At 69.8% G+C, this 17,273-nt stretch carries 15 protein-coding genes and 1 pseudogene; 6 read left to right on the top strand and 10 right to left on the bottom strand.

What is annotated here, in order from left to right; translation table 11 throughout:
• Positions 1–140 precede the first annotated feature (140 nt).
• Genes ACFDTC_RS06975 through ACFDTC_RS07000 form a run of 6 tightly spaced genes read right to left on the bottom strand, consistent with a single transcriptional unit; the run spans position 141 to position 7,293 of the window.
• The gene (locus tag ACFDTC_RS06975; protein ID WP_375258163.1) at positions 141–1,517 is read right to left on the bottom strand and encodes an FAD-dependent oxidoreductase; all 1,377 of its coding nucleotides are present in this window, start codon (positions 1,515–1,517) and stop codon (positions 141–143) included.
• Positions 1,514–2,377 (bottom strand): oxaloacetate decarboxylase, encoded by an 864-nt coding sequence (locus ACFDTC_RS06980; protein WP_375258164.1) that lies wholly within the window; start codon positions 2,375–2,377, stop codon positions 1,514–1,516. Before ACFDTC_RS06980 ends, ACFDTC_RS06975 begins: the two co-directional genes overlap by 4 nt.
• Entirely contained in the window at positions 2,374–2,985 is a 612-nt protein-coding gene (locus ACFDTC_RS06985) for a cysteine hydrolase family protein (RefSeq protein ID WP_375258165.1), read from the bottom strand. Before ACFDTC_RS06985 ends, ACFDTC_RS06980 begins: the two co-directional genes overlap by 4 nt.
• Positions 2,982–5,045: a hydantoinase/oxoprolinase family protein gene (locus ACFDTC_RS06990; protein ID WP_375258166.1), complete on the bottom strand. Its 2,064-nt coding sequence runs from the start codon at positions 5,043–5,045 to the stop codon at positions 2,982–2,984. Before ACFDTC_RS06990 ends, ACFDTC_RS06985 begins: the two co-directional genes overlap by 4 nt.
• Positions 5,042–6,736: a hydantoinase B/oxoprolinase family protein gene (locus ACFDTC_RS06995; RefSeq protein ID WP_375258167.1), complete on the bottom strand. Its 1,695-nt coding sequence runs from the start codon at positions 6,734–6,736 to the stop codon at positions 5,042–5,044. The genes ACFDTC_RS06990 and ACFDTC_RS06995 overlap by 4 nt, the downstream gene beginning before the upstream one ends.
• On the bottom strand, positions 6,733–7,293 hold the full coding sequence (locus tag ACFDTC_RS07000) for a tautomerase family protein (RefSeq protein WP_375258168.1): 561 nt from the start codon (positions 7,291–7,293) through the stop codon (positions 6,733–6,735). Before ACFDTC_RS07000 ends, ACFDTC_RS06995 begins: the two co-directional genes overlap by 4 nt.
• Before the next feature lie 138 nt (positions 7,294–7,431).
• Here ACFDTC_RS07000 and ACFDTC_RS07005 point away from each other — a divergent pair, with 138 nt between their 5' ends.
• The 6 genes from ACFDTC_RS07005 to ACFDTC_RS07030 all read left to right on the top strand — a co-directional run bounded on the left by ACFDTC_RS07005 (position 7,432) and on the right by ACFDTC_RS07030 (position 13,226).
• Positions 7,432–8,241: a GntR family transcriptional regulator gene (locus ACFDTC_RS07005; protein WP_375258169.1), complete on the top strand. Its 810-nt coding sequence runs from the start codon at positions 7,432–7,434 to the stop codon at positions 8,239–8,241.
• Positions 8,238–9,644 (top strand): 3-isopropylmalate dehydratase large subunit, encoded by a 1,407-nt coding sequence (leuC, locus tag ACFDTC_RS07010; RefSeq protein WP_375258170.1) that lies wholly within the window; start codon positions 8,238–8,240, stop codon positions 9,642–9,644. Before ACFDTC_RS07005 ends, leuC begins: the two co-directional genes overlap by 4 nt.
• Positions 9,641–10,252: a 3-isopropylmalate dehydratase small subunit gene (gene leuD, locus ACFDTC_RS07015; RefSeq protein ID WP_375258171.1), complete on the top strand. Its 612-nt coding sequence runs from the start codon at positions 9,641–9,643 to the stop codon at positions 10,250–10,252. Before leuC ends, leuD begins: the two co-directional genes overlap by 4 nt.
• A 79-nt stretch (positions 10,253–10,331) precedes the next feature.
• The gene (gene dctP / locus ACFDTC_RS07020) at positions 10,332–11,351 is read left to right on the top strand and encodes a TRAP transporter substrate-binding protein DctP (protein WP_375258172.1); all 1,020 of its coding nucleotides are present in this window, start codon (positions 10,332–10,334) and stop codon (positions 11,349–11,351) included.
• A 67-nt stretch (positions 11,352–11,418) separates the two neighbouring features.
• Positions 11,419–11,925, top strand: coding sequence for a TRAP transporter small permease (locus tag ACFDTC_RS07025; RefSeq protein WP_375258173.1), 507 nt, complete (start codon positions 11,419–11,421; stop codon positions 11,923–11,925).
• The gene (locus ACFDTC_RS07030) at positions 11,925–13,226 is read left to right on the top strand and encodes a TRAP transporter large permease subunit (protein WP_375258180.1); all 1,302 of its coding nucleotides are present in this window, start codon (positions 11,925–11,927) and stop codon (positions 13,224–13,226) included. Before ACFDTC_RS07025 ends, ACFDTC_RS07030 begins: the two co-directional genes overlap by 1 nt.
• A gap of 46 nt (positions 13,227–13,272) precedes the next feature.
• On the opposite strand, the gene ACFDTC_RS07035 is transcribed toward ACFDTC_RS07030, so the two are convergent.
• From ACFDTC_RS07035 to ACFDTC_RS07050, 4 genes and pseudogenes are all read right to left on the bottom strand, one after another.
• Positions 13,273–15,231 (bottom strand): bifunctional 2',3'-cyclic-nucleotide 2'-phosphodiesterase/3'-nucleotidase, encoded by a 1,959-nt coding sequence (locus ACFDTC_RS07035; RefSeq protein ID WP_375258174.1) that lies wholly within the window; start codon positions 15,229–15,231, stop codon positions 13,273–13,275.
• A gap of 140 nt (positions 15,232–15,371) precedes the next feature.
• Positions 15,372–16,163: a creatininase family protein gene (locus ACFDTC_RS07040; RefSeq protein ID WP_375258175.1), complete on the bottom strand. Its 792-nt coding sequence runs from the start codon at positions 16,161–16,163 to the stop codon at positions 15,372–15,374.
• A complete protein-coding gene (locus ACFDTC_RS07045; protein ID WP_375258176.1) occupies positions 16,160–17,089 on the bottom strand; it encodes an isopenicillin N synthase family dioxygenase in 930 nt (309 codons plus the stop codon). The genes ACFDTC_RS07040 and ACFDTC_RS07045 overlap by 4 nt, the downstream gene beginning before the upstream one ends.
• Positions 17,086–17,273 (bottom strand): annotated as a pseudogene (locus tag ACFDTC_RS07050) (flavodoxin family protein); the annotation flags it as partial. The gene ACFDTC_RS07045 and the pseudogene ACFDTC_RS07050, both read right to left, overlap by 4 nt.

Below are 17,273 nucleotides of genomic sequence, written 5' to 3' on the forward strand. Positions count from 1 at the left end.
GGCTTTGAAGCGTCCGATCTGCACCGCGCGCCTCGGGATGCCGGCGGAGGATCGGATCCTGTTCCTTAAGCGTCGGGGGCGCCAAACCGTTCCTTGCCGCGTCTTTGCGGGGCGGTCGCCGTGCGAAGGTACGGCCGTGGTCAGCCCGCGCTCTGCCGCCCGGCGATCCGGCCGAGCACCACCGCCGAGAGCAAGCCGTTTCCCGACAGGTAGCCGCTGTCGCCGCTGCCCGACACGCCGACCGCGGCGCCCCCGGCGGCGCACAGGCGCGTGCAGGGTGTGCCGTCCACGCGAAGCGCGCGCGCCTCGGGCGTTACGGCTATGCCGCCCTGCGTGTGGAAGAGCGCGCCCGTGACCTTCACCGCGCAGTAGGGCGGCTGCAGGGGCGGGCCTGTGAAACGGCGGCCCAACGGGTCCGATCCGTCTTCGCGCAGCTGTGCCAATCCGCCGATCGTCTCTGACAAGGCTTCCTCGGGTAGGCCGAGCGCGCGGGCCAGTTCCGCGACCGTGTCGGCGCGTTTGACCGCGCCCTGCGCCTCGGCGTTGCGGAAATCCTCGAACTGGGCGGCGATCTTCGCGATGCGCTCGTCGAATACCGTCGCCGCCCACCCGCCGGGTTGCGCCAGCACGGCGCGCGCGGCCTCGGAGTAGCCCTGGCTTTCGTCCCAGAAGCGGCGGCCTTCGGCGTTCACCTGCACGCCGCCCTCGGTGATCGTCGCCCATGTGATCAGGATGCCATGAGGATGGGCCACGTTGCCGTGCCCCTGGTACGCACCCAGGTGGGACGTGCGCAGGCCCAGTCCCTCGGCCCAGTCGAGCGCCTCGCCCCGGTTGCCGTCATGCCCGAAGTAAAGCGCGTCGGCGATGGCGGGCATATGCGCGGCGACGCGGGCCTTGTTCCCGCCATAGCCGTTGCAGGCCAGGATCAGGCGACGGCAGCCGATCGCCTCGTCCGCGCCGTCGGGGCGGCGGGCGATCACGCCCACGGGTTCGCCGTCCTCGGCGCAAAGCGTGTGGGCCACGCGCTCGCAGATGACCGGCACGTCGCGCGCCTCGGCCGCGCTGCGCAGCGCGTCGACCAGCGCGGCGCCCGACCGGTCGGGCAGGCCGTGCATCCGGCGCCGGGAATGACCCGGGTAGTCGAAATCGTGCACCAGCGTCAGCGGCAGGCCCAGACCGTCGGTCAGCCAGCCGATGGCTTCGGGCGCGTTTTCAATCAGCGACGCGACCAGCGCGGGGTCGGCTTCGTTGGCGGCCTTCTTCTGGATGTCGGCCGCGAAGACCTCGGGGGCGTCGTCGATCCCGGCCGCCCGCTGTTGCGCCGTGCCCGCCGCCGGGATCAGCCCCGCCGACAGCGCGGTCGAGCCGCGCGGCACCGGGTCGCGTTCCAGCACCAGCACCTCTTGCCCCGCCTCCTGCGCGCTCAGCGCCGCGACGAGACCGCAGGCCCCCGCGCCAATCACCAGAGTCTCGACCTCCAGGTCGAAACCGCCGGCGGGCGGGGGCGCGACGCTCATGTGTCGCCTTCGTAGCGCTTGCCGGCATTCAGCATCGCGTCGGTGCCGATCACCGCGTTCAGCCCGCCGAAATCGAACATCCGGTCCTTGAACGCCTTGTTCGATCCGGTGGCGTGGAGCGAGGCGTAGTAATCCTCCGCCGTCTTCGCCAGCGCCCGCACGATGCCGCCGGGAAAGATTACCAGCGAGTAGCCGAGTGCCTGAAGCTCTTCGGCCGAGGACACGGGCGTCACGCCGCCCTCGACCATGTTGGCCATCAGTGCGGCGCGCCCACCGAAGCGGTCCGCCACGGTCGACAGTTCCTCGCGCGAGCGGGGCGCCTCGACAAAGAGCGCGTCGGCGCCGGCTTCGAGATAGGCGCCCGCGCGGTCCATCGCGGCATCGAACCCCTCGACCGCGATGGCGTCGGTGCGGGCGATGATGAGCGTGTCGTCACTGTCGCGGGCATCGGCCATGGCGCGGATCTTGCCAGCCATTTCCGACGGCGGGATCAGGCTCTTGTCCTTCAGGTGACCGCAGCGTTTCGGATAGGTCTGATCCTCGACCTGCAGCGCGTTGGCGCCAGCACGTTCGTAGGCGCGCATGGTCCGCTGAGCGTTGAGCGCGTTGCCGAAGCCGGTATCGGCGTCGATCACGATCGGCAGCGCGACGCGGTCGCGGATCAGCGCGCAGGTGTCGGCCATCTCGGTCATCGAGGTCAGGCCGATATCGGGACGCCCGAGCCGTGTATAGGCGACCGCTGCGCCCGAGAGATACACCGCCTCGAAGCCCGCCGCTTCGGCAAGGCCGGCGGTCAACCCGTCATAGACGCCCGGAGCGATCAGGATCTCGGGCTGCGAGAGGCGCGCGCGCAGGGTCATGGGGCAAGCTCCGGCCGGGCGAGGAAATCGGCGCAGGTCTGCTGCGGCGTGACCGAGCCGAGCGAGACCAGCGTGGCCTCGTGCACCTCGGGCTTGAAGGCGGCGCAGCCGTCCGACAGCAGCACGGTGTGGATGTCGCGCAGATGCGCATCGCGCACGGTGCTGGCGACGCCGCCGTTGGTGACGATCCCGCCGACGATCAGCGTGTCGATGCCCAGCTTGCGCAGGATGAACTCCAGCCGCGTCTGGTAGAAGGCGGAGTAGGCAACTTTTTCCACGGTGAATTCGGCCGGCTGCAGTGTCTCAACCAGCCGGTGGCCGAAGGCGCCCGGCTCGAAATCGCCCTTGGTCAGGAAGGGGCGCAGCTGCTTCAGGTGCGGCGCGATCAGCGGACCGTCCGGGCCGGGCACCAGTGTGAACTGGGCCGAGATGTAGTGCCCGCCCTTCGCCCGCACTGCATCCACCACCGGCTTCATCCGCTCGGGCAGCGCCGCGATCGCGTCGGATCCCTGCCCGGCGCGGCCATAGGCGCCCTCGGGGTGCAGGAAGTCGTTCTGCAAATCGATGGTCAGCACCGCGCAGCGCGCGGGGTCGAGGCGGTTGGTCATGGCCGCTCCTTTCGGGAAATGACGACGTTGCCGAAACGGTCGATTTCGGCGCGCAGCCATGGCTCGACGAAAATGGTGGCGTCGGGCTGCTCGAGGACCGCCGGGCCGTCGATCACCGCACCGACCGGCAGGTCGAGCCGCGCGAGCACGCGCGCCTCGTGCCATTGGCCGCCGGCGTAGACGGGGCGCGCGGACCGCTCGGCGGCGTCGATCGTGGCGTGGGGCGACGGGGCCAGGGTCGAGAGGTCGAATTTCTCGCGCTTGCCAATGACGGCGCTGCGCAGGTTCAGCACGCGGATCGGGTTGGACAGGGTCCGCCCGTAGAGACCGCGATAGGTGCGTTCGAACGCCGCGCGGATGGCGTCGCGCGACGGCGCCTCGACCCGGCCGCCGGTCACGGCGATGTCGAGCGGCACGGCCACGGTGTGCGTCTGCCCCAGATAGGCCATGTCGAGTTCGATCTTCACCTGGCGTTCGGCGAAATCCGCGCCCGCGGTGTCGAGCAGCCGCTCGCCCTCGTCGGCATGGGCCTGCATCTGCGCGCCCAGCGTCGCGGGGTCGAGCGTGTCGAGCATCGCGCCCACGGTCTGCACGAAGTCCTGCCTCATGTCGGCTATCACGCAGCCCATGGCCGAGGTCACGCCGGGATAGCGCGGCACCAGCGCGCGGCCGATGCCGACCTCTTCGATCATGGCGCCCGCATGCAGCGCTCCGCCGCCGCCGAACGGCATGAAGGCGAATTTCTCGGGATCGAAGCCGCGCTCGATGCTCACGAGGCGGATGGCGCCGGCCATCGCGGAATTGGCGACGCGCACGATCGCCTCGGCCGCGTCCATGGCGCTCAGGCCCAGCGGCTTGCCCACGTGCTCGGCGATGGCCCGTTCGGCCGCGTCCCGGTCGAGCTTGGCCAGACCGTCGCCCAGCGGCTGGTCCGGGTCGATCCGGCCAAGCACGATGTTGGCGTCGGTCACGGTCGGGCGGTCGTTGCCGCGTCCGTAGGCGACCGGGCCCGGCGTCGATCCGGCCGATTCCGGTCCGATCTGCAAGAGGCCCCCGGCGTCGACCGACGCAATGGAGCCGCCGCCCGCGCCGATGGTCGCGATCTCGATCATGGGCGTGCGCACCACGAGGCCGAAATCGATCGAGGTCTGCGGCGACAGGACCGTCTCGCCGCCCGCGATCAGCGACACGTCGAAGCTGGTCCCGCCCATGTCGCCGGTGATGACGTTGTCGTACCCCGCCTCGGTCGCGATGTATCCCGCCGCGATCACGCCCGCCGCGGGGCCCGACAGCGCCGTGCGCACGGGAAGGCGACAGGCGGTGTCGACCGACATCACGCCGCCGTTCGACTGCACGATCAGGAACTCTCCGCCGAAGCCGTCGCCCTTGAGCGCGCGTTCCAGCCGGTCGAGGTAGCCCGCCACCTCGGGCTGGAGATAGCCGTTGAGCGCGGTGGTCGAGAAGCGTTCGAACTCGCGGATCTCGGGCAGGATCTCGTGGCTGGCGGCGACGTGGGGGTTCGGCCAGGCGGCGCGCAGGGCCTTGACGGCGGCGGCCTCGTTCGCCGGATTGGCAAAGGCGTTGACGAAGAGCACCACGACCGCCTCGCAGCCCAGGGCGCGCAGGGTCTCCGCCGCCTCGCGCACGGCGTCCACGTCGACCGGCGTTTCCACCGTGCCGTCGGCCAGCACGCGCTCGGGCACCTCGATCCGGCGTTCGCGCGGCACGATGGGGGTGAAGTCGCCGCGCAGGCCCCACGTCCGGGGCCGGTCGCGGCGGCGCATCTCGAGCACGTCGCGGAATCCCGCGGTGGTGATGACGCCGGTCTTCGCGCCCTTGCGTTCCAGTAGCGCGTTCGTCCCGGCGGTCGTGCCGTGCACCACGCTGACCACGTCGGCGAAACTGTCCACCTGGTGGCGGATCCCGTCGAGGAACCCGCCCGACTGGTCGGGCCGCGTGGTGGGCACCTTCGAGACGCCCGCGCGCCCGGTGTCGAGGTCCAGCGCGAAGACGTCCGTGAAGGTCCCGCCCACGTCGACGCCGATCATCTTGCGGCTCATGCCCGCACCTCCCGCCATGCGGGGCCGTAATCGGCATCCGCCTTGTCCTCGCTCAGGAACCCGGCGGCCACGTCGCGCGCGACCTTCTCGGCCGGCCGTCCCGAGGGCGCGCCGTAGCCACCGCCTCCGGGTGTTTCCAGCCGCACCCGCGCGCCCTGCTTCAGGCCGATCCCGACCATCTTCGAGGCCAGCGGCGGGCGTGCCCAGCCGTCGGCGCCCTCGTACGAGAACACGTTGAGCGCCGCCTCGCCGCCGCCGTTCACGCCCTTGGGGGCAAAGCGGCCGCGTTCGCCGAAGAAGAACGCCTGCGCGCCGTTTTCTTCCAGCACCTCGATCTCATAGATGGCGCCCAGCCCGCCGCGATGCTTGCCCGCGCCCGCGCTGTCGGGGCGCAGCGCCCATTGCCGAAAGGCGACCGGGTAGGCGGATTCGAGGATCTCGACCGGCGGGATCGTCGCCATGGAGATCGGCGCGTTGCCGTGGTTCAGCCCGTCGCTTTCGGGGCTGCCGCCGTGGCCGCCGCCGTAGAAGCTGAACATCACCCAGCGCGATCCGTCGCGCCGGCGGCCCGCGATGGAAAGCGCGTTGATCGTGCCATAGGCGTTGGCCACCACCTTGTCGGGCGCGGCCTGCGACGCGGCGGCCGAGATCACGTCGATCATCCGCAGGATGGTCTCGGTATAGCCGCCGGTGGGCGCGGGGAAATCGGCCGACAGCAGGCAATCGTCGGGGATGATGACATCGATCGGGTGCATCACGCCCGCGTTGGCGGGCAGCGTCGGGAAGATGTGCTTGATCGCTACGTAGACGCAGGCGATGGCCGTAGGCCGCGAGATGTTGATCGGCCCCTGCGCCAGGCCCGCCGTCCCGGTGAAGTCGAGCGTCAGTCGGTCGCCCCTGACCTCCATCGCGACCCGGATCGGCAGCGCTGTGTCGGTGATGCCGTCGTTGTCGAGGAAATCCTCGGCCTCCCATCGGCCGTCGGGCAGCGCGGCGATGGCATCGCGCGCCAGCGCCTCGGCCCGCTTGCCGAGCGCGTCGAGCGCGCCCGACACGGTGGGCGCGCCGTATTCGTCCAGCAGCGCGTCGAGGCGCTTCACGCCGAGGTCCAGCGCGCCGAGCTGACCGTTCAGGTCGCCCTCGGCCGACAGGGGCAGGCGCGTGTTGCGCATCAGGATCGCGCGAACGTCCTCCTGCAGCTCTCCGCTGCGGATCAGGCGGACGGGCGGAATGATCACTGCCTCCTGGAAGGCCTCGGTCGCGGCGGGGTTGTAATTGCCCGGCACCGCGCCGCCCACGTCGTGCCAGTGCCCGACCGAGGCCAGCCAGCAGAACAGGTTCCCGTCGCGGAAGTAAGGCCGAACCAGACGCATGTCCGACAGGTGCGTGCCCCCCAGATGCGCGTCGTTGAAGATCCAGGTGTCGCCCTCTTGCGGGCCGCCGAACTCGGCCGCGCGGTCGATCACCGCCTTCACGGCGAAGGCCATGACGCCCACGAAGATCGGCAACCCGGTCTTGCCCTGCACCAGCGTCTCGCCGGTATCGGCATGGTAGAGGCCGTGTGAGGCGTCATGCGCCTCGGCGATGATCGGGTTGAAGGCGGCGCGGAACAACGTCGCGTCCATCTCGTCGGCGATTTGCTCCATCCGGCCGGCTAGCACGGCCAGGGTGATCGGGTCGATGTCGCTCATTGCGCGCGGGCCTCCGCCATGTCGTTCCAGACGTCCTGCCGCGTGAGGCGGCCCTCTTCGATTTCGAACCGGTCCACGAAGCGGATTCCCGCGAAGGGATTACCGTCCAGCCAGTCGCCCGACAGCGTGCCGATGCAATAGACGATCGCCGTGCCGCCGTCCTGCAACGCGTCGAACTGGTCATAGGTCTTGGCGACGCGGGCGTAGCGGGGCTTCGACCAGGCGACGAGCTCTTCGAGCGTCTGCATCCGCGCGTCGCCGGGAAAGGTCATCGTGAAGCCCGGCGCCAGCATCGCGCGCGCGGCATCAAGATCGCGCGCCTCCATCGCCGAGAGGAAATCGCGCACCAGCGCCTTGGGGTCGGGCCGCGGATCGCCGGGGCGTCGGGTCTGGCCGCCGCGCATGTAGCTGTCGGGCTTATGGTCGTTCATCAGCACGATGACCGCCTCGGGCGGCGCCGCGACGACGCCCAGCACCGCGTTGGTGAGCGCATCGCCCAGCCGCGCCTTGGTGTCGGCATCGTAGCCTTCGATCAGATCGACGGTGACGACCGGCATCCTGCCCCTCCTGAAACCTGTATTACGAATAGGACAGGTCATTGCGCATGAAAAGAACAAAATTTGACGCCTCAGCCATACAAACTTCTTGATTTACGCTGGGGACGACGACACCATCCGGCGCAACGGAGGTTTCTCGTGCATCTCGACCGACAGCAGATCAGCCCCACCGAAGGCAGCAAGGCGCACCGGATTTTCCTGTTGCTTCAGGACGCGATCGCGCGGGGCAGGCCGGCGCCGGGGCAGGCGCTGCCGGGCGAGAACCGGCTGGCGCAGGATTACGGCGTCAGCCGGGTCACGGTTCGCCGCGCGCTCGACGCGCTGGAAGGCGCCGGCCTGGTCGAGCGGCGCGCGGGCAGTGGTACGGTGGTGCGGCGCAGTTCGGCCGATGGGGTCAGCCTGCGGGCCGACATGGCTTCGCTGATGCCGCAGCTGGTCGAGATGGGGCAGACCACCACCGCCCGGCTGCTGGATTTCGCCTATACCGATCCCGCGCCCGCGGTGGCCGAGGCGCTGGGGCTGGCGCCTGGGCAGCGCGTCCAGCGCGCCACCCGCGTGCGCCTGATCGAGGGCAAGCCGTTCTCGCACCTGACCACTGACGTGCCCGAAGACATCGCGCAGCGGTATTCCGAGGCGGACCTCGCCACGACGCCGCTGCTGCGGCTGATGGAAATGGGCGGCGTTCAACTGGACCGCGCGCAGCAGAGCGTGAGCGCGACGCTCGCCACGCCGGCGGTGGCCGACGCGCTCGAGGTGGCGGTAGGCGCGCCGCTGCTGTCGCTTGTGCGCGTGGTGCGCGACGCCGACGGGCGCGGGGTCGAGCACCTCGCCGCGCTCTACCGGCCGGACCGGTTCCGGCTGGAAATGACGCTAGACCGCGTGGGCGAGGGCGGCGGCCGCCATTGGGAGCCGGTCGTGGTGCCGCCGGGCGGGGGCGACGCGCCATGAGCCGGACGCTCGTCGACAAGATCTGGGAAGCGCACCGCGTCACCGGCGCGAACGGCAAGGACCTGCTCTGGGTCGATCGGCATTTCGTGCACGAGGGATCGCACCACGCCTTCGGCAAGATCGCGCAGCGCGGGCTGCCGGTGGCCGAGCCGGCGCTGACCTTCGGCGTGGCCGATCACTACGTGCCGACGCGCGGCCGGGACCGGCCGATCGCCGACAATGCCATCGCGCGCATGGTCCGCACGCTGGACGAGAACGCCGCCCGGCACGGGTTTACGTTGTTCGGGCTGGATGATCCCCGGCAAGGCATCGTGCACGTGACCGGCCCGGAACAGGGCCTGACGCTGCCGGGGTCGGTCCTGGTCTGCGGCGATAGCCACACCTCGACCCACGGGGCGTTCGGGGCACTGGGCTTCGGCATCGGCGCGACCGAGGTGGCGCATGTGCTGGCCACGCAGACGCTGTGGCTGAGCCGTCCGAAGCGGATGCGGCTGGTGGTGGACGGCGCGCTGGGGCCGGGCGTGGGCGCCAAGGACATCGCGCTTTCCTGGATCGCGGCACTGGGCGCCGACGGGGCGCGCGGCCACGCGGTGGAATACGCCGGATCGGCCGTGCGCGGCCTGTCGATGGAGGGGCGCATGACCCTGTGCAACCTGTCGATCGAGGGCGGCGCGCGCATGGGCCTCGTGGCGCCCGATGCTGTGACGCTCGACTGGCTGAAGGGACGCCCGATGGCGCCAGCCGGCGCCGACTGGGACACGGCGGAAGAGGCCTGGGCCGATCTCGCCAGCGACCCCGACGCCGAATTCGACCGCGAGGTCACGCTGCACGCCGACCGCATCGCGCCTGTCGTGACCTGGGGCACCTCGCCCGAGGATGCGCTGCCGATCAGCGAGAGTGTGCCCGATCCCGCGCGCGAAGCCGACCCCGCGCGGGCCGAGACGATGCGCGCCGCGCTCGACTACATGGACCTTGCGCCGGGGCGGCCGCTGGACGGGATCCCGGTGAACCGGGTGTTCATCGGGTCCTGCACCAATTCCCGGATCGAGGATCTCCGCGCCGCAGCCGCCGTGCTGGCGGGCCGCACCGCGCGCGTGCCGGGCGTGGTCTCGCCGGGATCGAGCGCGGTCAAGCGGCAGGCGGAGGAAGAGGGTCTCGACCGGGTTTTCACCGAGGCCGGGCTTGACTGGGTCGCGTCGGGCTGTTCGTTCTGCGTGGGCATGAACGGCGACCGCGTGGCCCCCGGCGAACGCTGCGCCTCGACCACCAACCGCAATTTCCGCGGACGGCAGGGGCCGGGGTCGCGCACGCACCTGATGTCGCCCGTGATGGTCGCCGCCGCCGCCGTGACCGGCACGCTGACCGATGCGCGCCCGCTGCTGAAGGGACGGGACGCGGCATGAGCGGCTGGCAGACCCATACCGGCAAGGCCGTGGCGCTGCCGCTGGCCGGCGTCGATACCGACCAGCTGATCCCGGCGCGCTTCATGTCCCGCCCGCGCGACGCAGGCTATGGCGACTACCTGCTGCACGACCTGCGCCATGACGGGGACAGGAAGAAGCCCGACTTCCCGCTGAACCGGGCGGAGGCGCAGGGCGCCTCGATCCTCGTGGCACGGCGCAACTTTGGCGGCGGCTCGTCGCGCGAGGCGGCGGTCTACGCGCTGGCCGACGCGGGCTTTCGCGTCGTCGTGGCGCCGAGCTTCGGCGACATCTTCGCCGGCAATGCGGTCAACAACGGTCTGCTGCCCGCGCGTGTATCGCCCGAGGACGGCGATGCGCTGCTGGCGGCGCTCGAGTCCGGCCCGCAGGAGGCAACCGCCGACCTCCACGCGAGGACCATCTCGCTGTGCGGCATCACGGCCGAATTCACGCTGGACGACGCGCAGGTCGAGAAACTGGTCAATGGCTGGGACGACATCGACGTCACCCGCCAGCACGCCGAGGCCATCGCAGCCCACCGCGCGGCGCTGGCGGCGGATCGCCCGTGGCTGTGGCCGCGACAGGACTGACCCCGCCGCAAGGCGGGCAACCGCCGGGACAACCCGGCACACCGGGGCTTTGATGCCCGACAGACAGGGAGCGTAACTCATGAAACTGACGACCAAGGCCGGGTTCCTGGCCGCGACGATGCTGGCCGGCGCGCCCGCCTTCGCCCAGCAAACCATCAGCGCCGTGCATGCCTTTCCCGAAAGCCTGATCTACACGAAGAGCTTTCTGGAATTCGTCGACAAGGTGAACGAGGCCGGCGAGGGCGTGATCCAGATCGAGGTCCGCGGCGGCCCCGAGGCGATCGGCATGTTCCAGCAGCCCGACGCCGTGCGCAACGGCGTGGTGGACATGGTCTACACGCCCGGCAGCTTCTACGCGGGCGCGCTCCCGGAAAAGGACGCGCTGGTCGCCGCCAACGTGACCGCCGCCGAGGCGCGCGAGAATGGCGGGATCGAGCTGATCGACGAGATCCACCAGGAGAAGATGGGCGTGAAATATCTCGGCTGGTTCGACAGCGGGGTGAGCTACAACCTGTGGTCGGTGAACGAGCCGCAGCTTGACGACGAGGGCAACCTCGACGTGTCCGACTGGAAGCTGCGCGGCAACCCGGTCTACAACGCCTTCTTCACCGAGTATCTCGGCGCGAGCGTCATCGATCTGCCCACCACGGATGTTTACTCGGGGCTCGAGCGCGGCGTGGTCGACGCCACCGGCTGGACGCAGATCGGCCTGATCGACCTGAAGTGGAACGACTTCGTCAACTACCGGATCGAGCCCGACTTCTTCTCGACCGACCTCGGCGTGATCGTGAACCTCGACACGTGGGAAGGCCTGTCGGACGAGGCGAAGACCATCCTGCAGGACACCGCGATCCAGCACGAGATCGACAGCGCCGAGAAGTTGGCCACGTTGCGCGACGAGGAATTCGCCCAGCTCGAAGAGGGCGGCATGCAGGTCGTGACGCTCGAGGGCGAGGCCGCGGCCAACTACCTCGCCGCCGCGCGCGAAAAGACCTGGGAGCGGATGCGCACCCAGATGGAGGCGCACCCGATGGGCACCGGGAACTACGATGCCCTGATCGAGGCGTTCTACGACCCGTCCAAGGATCCGGGCAACTGATCGCGGCGCTACACGCGCTTCAACCGGCGGCGCCGATCCGGCGCCGCCTGCATGCCGGGGGCCTGCCATGCACCGACTGATCCGCGCCTACGACGCGCTCGTGACCGCGATGGCGGTGTTGGCGGGCGCCTTGCTGGTCTGGCTGATGGTTTCGATCATCTGGTCGGTCGCCATGCGCAACCTCGGGATGCAGCCTTTCGCCTGGCTGTTCGTGTCCGGCGAATACGGGCTGTTCTACCTTACGATGCTGGGCGCGCCCTGGCTGGTGCGCAAGCGCGGGCACGTGCATGTCGAGTTGGTCACCGCGATGCTGACCCGGCCGCTGCAGACAGCGCTCAGCCGGGCGGTGGCGGGCCTGTGTGTCGCCGTCTGCGTCGTGCTGGCCTGGTACGGCATCGAGCTGGTCAGCCAGAACATCGAGCGCGCCGCCTTCGACGTGCGTGCCTACTTCACGCCGAAATGGTGGCTGACCATCGCCTTCCCGCTGTCCTTCGGGCTGATGGCGGTGGAATTCGCGCGCTTCGTCTTCGGGCCCGACCTGATGCATTCCGGCGAGGCGGGGATCCACGAATGATGGAGTGGTACTGGGCGCTCGCGCTGCTGCTGGGCAGCATCGTCGGACTGATGGCGATCGGCACGCCGGTCGCACTGGCCTTCCTCGCGGCGAACATCGCCGGGGCGTGGATCTTCATGGGCGGCGGCAACGGCGTGGTGCTGATGCTCGACAACGGGTTCGGCGCGCTGTCGTCCTTCGCGCTCATCCCGATCCCGCTGTTCCTGCTGATGGGAGAGCTGTTCTTCCACACCGGCCTCGGCGCAAGGATGTTCAACGCCATCGACCGGCTGCTGGGCCGCCTGCCGGGACGGCTGAGCTACGTCACCGTCTTGGGCGGTACGGGCTTTGCCACGCTGTCGGGCTCATCAATGGGATCGACCGCGCTTCTGGGCTCGCTGATGGTGCCCGAGATGCAGCGCCGGGGCTATTCCAAGACCATGTCGATCGGCCCGATTCTCGGCACCGGCGGCCTTGCGATCATCATCCCGCCCTCGGCGCTGGCGGTGCTGCTGGCGACGCTGGCCAAGATCGATGTGGGTGCGCTGCTGATCGCGGGCGTGCTGCCCGGGCTGGTGCTGGCCTGCCTCTACGTGGCGATGATCTGGGGCATGACCAAGATGAACCCCGAAGCCGCCCCGGCCTACGAGGTCGAGCCGATCTCGCTGGGTGCGAAGCTGTGGCTGGTGTTTCGCGATATCGTGCCGATGTCGGGCGTCATGGTCGTCGTGGTGCTGATGATGCTCTACGGCATCGCCACCCCCTCCGAGGCCGCGGCGTTTGGCGCGCTGGGCGTGATCCTGCTGGCCATCGCCTTCCGCTGCCTGACCTGGGCTGCATTGCGCAAGTCGGTCGAAGGCGCGCTGAAGGTCACGCTGATGGCCTATCTCATCGTCTTCGGCTCGGCCACGTTCAGCCAGTTGCTGGCTTTCTCGGGCGCGTCGCGCGGGCTGATCAACTGGGCCACGGGGTTCGACCTTGCGCCGATGGCGATGCTGCTGGTGATCTTCGCGGTGCTGCTGCTGCTGGGCATGTTCATGGAGCAGATCTCGATCATGCTGCTGACCGTGCCGATCTTCTTCCCGCTGGCCGAGAGCCTGGGGTTCGACCTGATCTGGTTCGCGCTGATCATGCTGCTGTCGCTCGAGATCAGCTTCACCACGCCGCCCTTCGGGCTGCTGCTATTCGTGATGAAGGGCGTGGCGCCACCGGGCACGACGATGCGCGACATCTACGTGGCCGCGATGCCGTTCATCCTGTGCTCGCTCGTTCTGGTGGGGCTTCTGATCCTGTTTCCGTGGCTCGCGCTCTGGGCGCGGTGAACGGGTGCCTGCCGGGCGACAATGGCCGCCCGGCAGGTCGATCGCTTTAAAGCCGGATGCGGAAGCGGGCGAAGCCCGTGTCGCTGTCGCCGGCCGCTTCGATGTCCACGCTCTCGATCGTCTCGGCGTATTTCGCGCCGGCCGGGCCGGTCTCGAAGATGACCGTGGTGCCGTCCATCGGCGCGAAGGACCAGTTGGCGTCGGCCCTCGGGCTGACGGTCTCCTTCTCGACGATGTAGCGCACGATCACGTCGCGGTTGGTGTCCGGTCCCTCGAAGACGATCGTGTCACCACCCGCGCCCGGGAAGCTGCCGCCGCCCGAGGCGCGGTAGTTGTTCGTCGCGACGATGAACTCCTGCGCGGGGTCGATCGGCTCGCCCTGGTAGCGCAGGTCGGTGATGCGGTTCGCCTCCGGATTCACGACGGCGCCGTCCTTGTCGAACTTCGACGGCTGCGACAGGTCGATCCGGTAGGTCACGCCATCCATCACGTCGAAGTTGTAGGACGGGAAGTCCGGGTTCAGCAACGGCGCGTCCTCGGCCCCCGGTTCGACCTGGTTGAACATGCCGGCCGAGCGTTCCAGCCAGTCCTTCACCTGCTGGCCGGTGACGCGCACCGCGCGCACCGTGTTGGGATACAGGTACAGGTCCGCCACGTTCTTGATTGCGACGTCGCCCACCGGCACGTCGGTGTAGTATTCCGGACCGCCCCGGCCGCCGGCCTTGAAGGGCGCCGCGGCGGACAGGATCGGCAGACCCTCGTGCGGGGTGCCCTGCATCATCTGCTCGATGTACCAGGTCTGGGCGTTGGACACGATCTGCACCGACGGGTCGTCGGCCACCAGCGCGAAGTAGCTGTGCAGCGGCGCATCGGTCTTGCCCACGGCGCGGCGCACGTAAGCCAGCGTCGCGTCGTGATCCTCCTGCACCGAAGCCAGAACCGCCTCGTCGCTTTCCACCAGCGGCGTGATCGAGCGGTCTTCCTCGCGCCGGAAGATCGGCCGCGCCTCGACCGCGTGGGACGCGATGCGCCAGCCGTTGCCGTCGCGCTCCAGCATCAGGTCGACGAGGCCCATGTGGCTGCCCCAGAAGCCGGCCATGACGCCCGGCTTGCCGCCGATCGTGCCCGCGGCGTTGTCCACGCCGGGCCACTCGGCATAGTCCGGCCCCGGGAAGACGAGGTGCGAATGCCCGGTCAGGATCGCGTCGACGCCCTCGACCGCGGCCAGCGGGATCGCGGCGTTTTCCATGCCGTCCTCGTGGTCGGCGGCGCCGATGCCCGAATGGCTGAGCGCGATGACGATGTCGGCGCCCGCCTCCTTCATCTGCGGCACCCAGGCGCGGGCGGCGGCGACCATGTCGCGCGCCATCACGTTGCCCTCCAGGTGCTTGCGGTCCCAGTTCATGATCTGCGGCGGCACGAAGCCGATGAAGCCCACCTTGATCGGATGCGTCTCGCCCGCGCCGTCGGTGATCTGACGCTCGAGGATCACGTAAGGCGGCACCAGGAGCTGGTCCTCGGTCGGCGTCGCACCCGTTGTCTTGGCCACGTTGGCGCAGACGACGGGGAAGTCGGCGCGCCCGATCGCCTTGGTCAGGAAGTCGAGGCCGTAGTTGAATTCGTGGTTGCCCAGCGTCGTGCCGTCGAAGCCCAGCGTGTTCATCGCGGCGATGACCGGGTGCAGGTCGCCTTCCTTCAGGCCCCGCTCGTAGGCCATGTAGTCGCCCATCGGGTTGCCCTGCAGGAAGTCGCCGTTGTCGAACAGCAGCGAGTTCGTGGCCTCGGCCCGGATGTCGCCGATCAGCGACGCGGTGCGGGCGAGGCCCACGGTGTCGACCGGCTTGTCGGCGTAGTAGTCGTAGGGGAAGACGTGCACGTGGATGTCCGTCGTCTCCATGATCCGCAGGTGTGCCTGGCCGGCCTGCGCGCGGGCGGAAAACGGGTGGAGGGCGATGAGGCCGGCGGTGCCCGCAAGGAACGACCGACGCGACAGTTGGATGGGCATTGGAAATCTCCGAATGATGCGCGGGACCCGCCCGCTGGCGGCAATTTACCCGGCGGAGGGCGGACGCGTCGAGTATGCACCAGCGTCAACCGGCGCGAAGCACGGCGGGTTCGCGGGCGCGCTCAGGGACGCGGGGGTCGTCAGAGCGGGCGGATCGTCGGGGCGCTCGGCACGGGCGTGTCGCGGACCTGGCGCAGCAGGTCGATAAACCCGGCAACCTGGTGGGCGGCGGTCGCCTCGCCCTTTTCGGCCATGGCGGCCGAGGCGTCGCCGACGGTGCCCGCGTCGGACAGGTCGCGCGCGATCCAGCCGTACGAGATCGGCCCGACCGGCGGGATGCCGCCGTCCTGCGCGCTCGACCGGTTGTTCGCGGCGCGCGCCATGTCGACCGTGTGTGGCTGGAAGGCCAGCATCAGCGACGTCTCGACGTCGCCGCCGTGGATGCCGTAGGCGCGCTCGGTCTCGGAATACAGGCCCTCGGGCGTGCCGAACCCGGTCCACTGGCACTTGACTGCCAGCATCCCCGCCTGCACACGCAATTCCCGCGACAGGATCGACACGAGGTCGAGATTGCCGCCGTGGCTGTTGACGATGACGATCTTGCGCAGCCCGACGCGGGCGACGGACAGCCCGATCTCGGTCCAGGCGGCCAGCGCGGTCGCCGCGCCCAGCGTGACCGTGCCGGCGGCCCAGAGATGCTCGTTCGACTTTCCCACGCTCTGCACCGGCAGGATGCGCACGTCGAGGTCCTCGGGGCAGGCGGCGCGGAAGCGGGCCAGCATGCCCTCGGCGATCATCGTGTCGGTGCCCACGGGAAGGTGCGGGCCGTGCTGTTCGATCGCGGCGGTAGGCAGGATCGCGATGGTGCGGTCGGGGTCGCAGGCGTCGAATTCCGGCATGCGGTATTCGGCCCAGTCCAGGCGACGGGTCATCGGGCAGGCTCCGGTTCATAGGTGGCGTCAAGGCGGCTGCGCAGGTAATCCGCGCCGGTCACCGGCGGGTATCTGGCGTCGCCGGTGCCGGGCAGCGCTTCGATCACGCTGTCGGGGTTGGGGTCGAGGAAGAAGGCGATGGACTGCCGCGCCCGCGCCGGCGGCAGGACCCGGTGCGGCGTCGAGACGTAGGTGTCGTTCGACCACCGCATGAGGCAGTCGCCGATATTGACGACGAAGGCGCCCGGCACGTGCGGCACGTCGGTCCAGTCCTCGCCGCGCGGCCGCACCTGCAGCCCGGGCTCGCCATCCGTCAGCAGCAGGGTGATCGCGCCGTAATCGGTATGCGCGCCGGCGCCGATCTCGCCTTGGGCACCGGTCGCGGGCGGATACGACAGCAGCCGCAGCGTGGCCAGCGGCGCGTCGAAGTGCCCATCGAAGAAGGTGTCGGGCAGGGCGAGGTCGCGGGCGATGACGCGCATGACCGCGACCCCCAGCTGCCACGCCGCGCCGTAATAGGCGAGCGTCGCGTCGCGAAAGGCCGGCAGGGCGTCGGGCCAGACGTTCACGCCGCGGAACGGCTCGGCCGCCAGGACACGCGGGTCGTTGGCGGCAAGGTCGAGGCCGACGTTGAACGCCTGCTTGCGATCCACGGCGCCCGAGTCGCGGTCGAGCCGTTCGGTCCCCTCGGCGGCCCATCCGCGGTTGTGCGGGTTGCGCAGGATGCCCAACGGAGCCTTCTCGAACTCGGGCAGCGCGAAGAAGGCGCGGGCCTGCGCGAAAGTCCGGTCGATCACGTCGGCGGGCACCGGATGCCCGGCCAGCAGGAAGAAGCCGGGGTCGCGGCATGCCGCGCCCAATGCGGCGGCAAAGCCGTCGGGATCGGTCGCGCGCTGCGACCAGTCGAGCACGGGGATCGTCGTCACGAAGGCTGCTCCTGTCTGCGAGACAGCGGGCGCGCCAGCCGGTCGACCTTGGCCGCCACGCGGTCGAGATGGCGCGCCAGGCTGTCGCGCGGCGCGCTGTCCATGAGGTAATGCGCGGCGAATGCTGTTCGGCAGCGGCGCGCGCAAAGCAGGCGCACCCCGCGCAGGATCGTGCGCCGCCCCG

The sequence above is a fragment of the Citreimonas sp. genome, assembly GCF_042096055.1.
Taxonomy (GTDB): Bacteria; Pseudomonadota; Alphaproteobacteria; order Rhodobacterales; family Rhodobacteraceae; genus Citreimonas.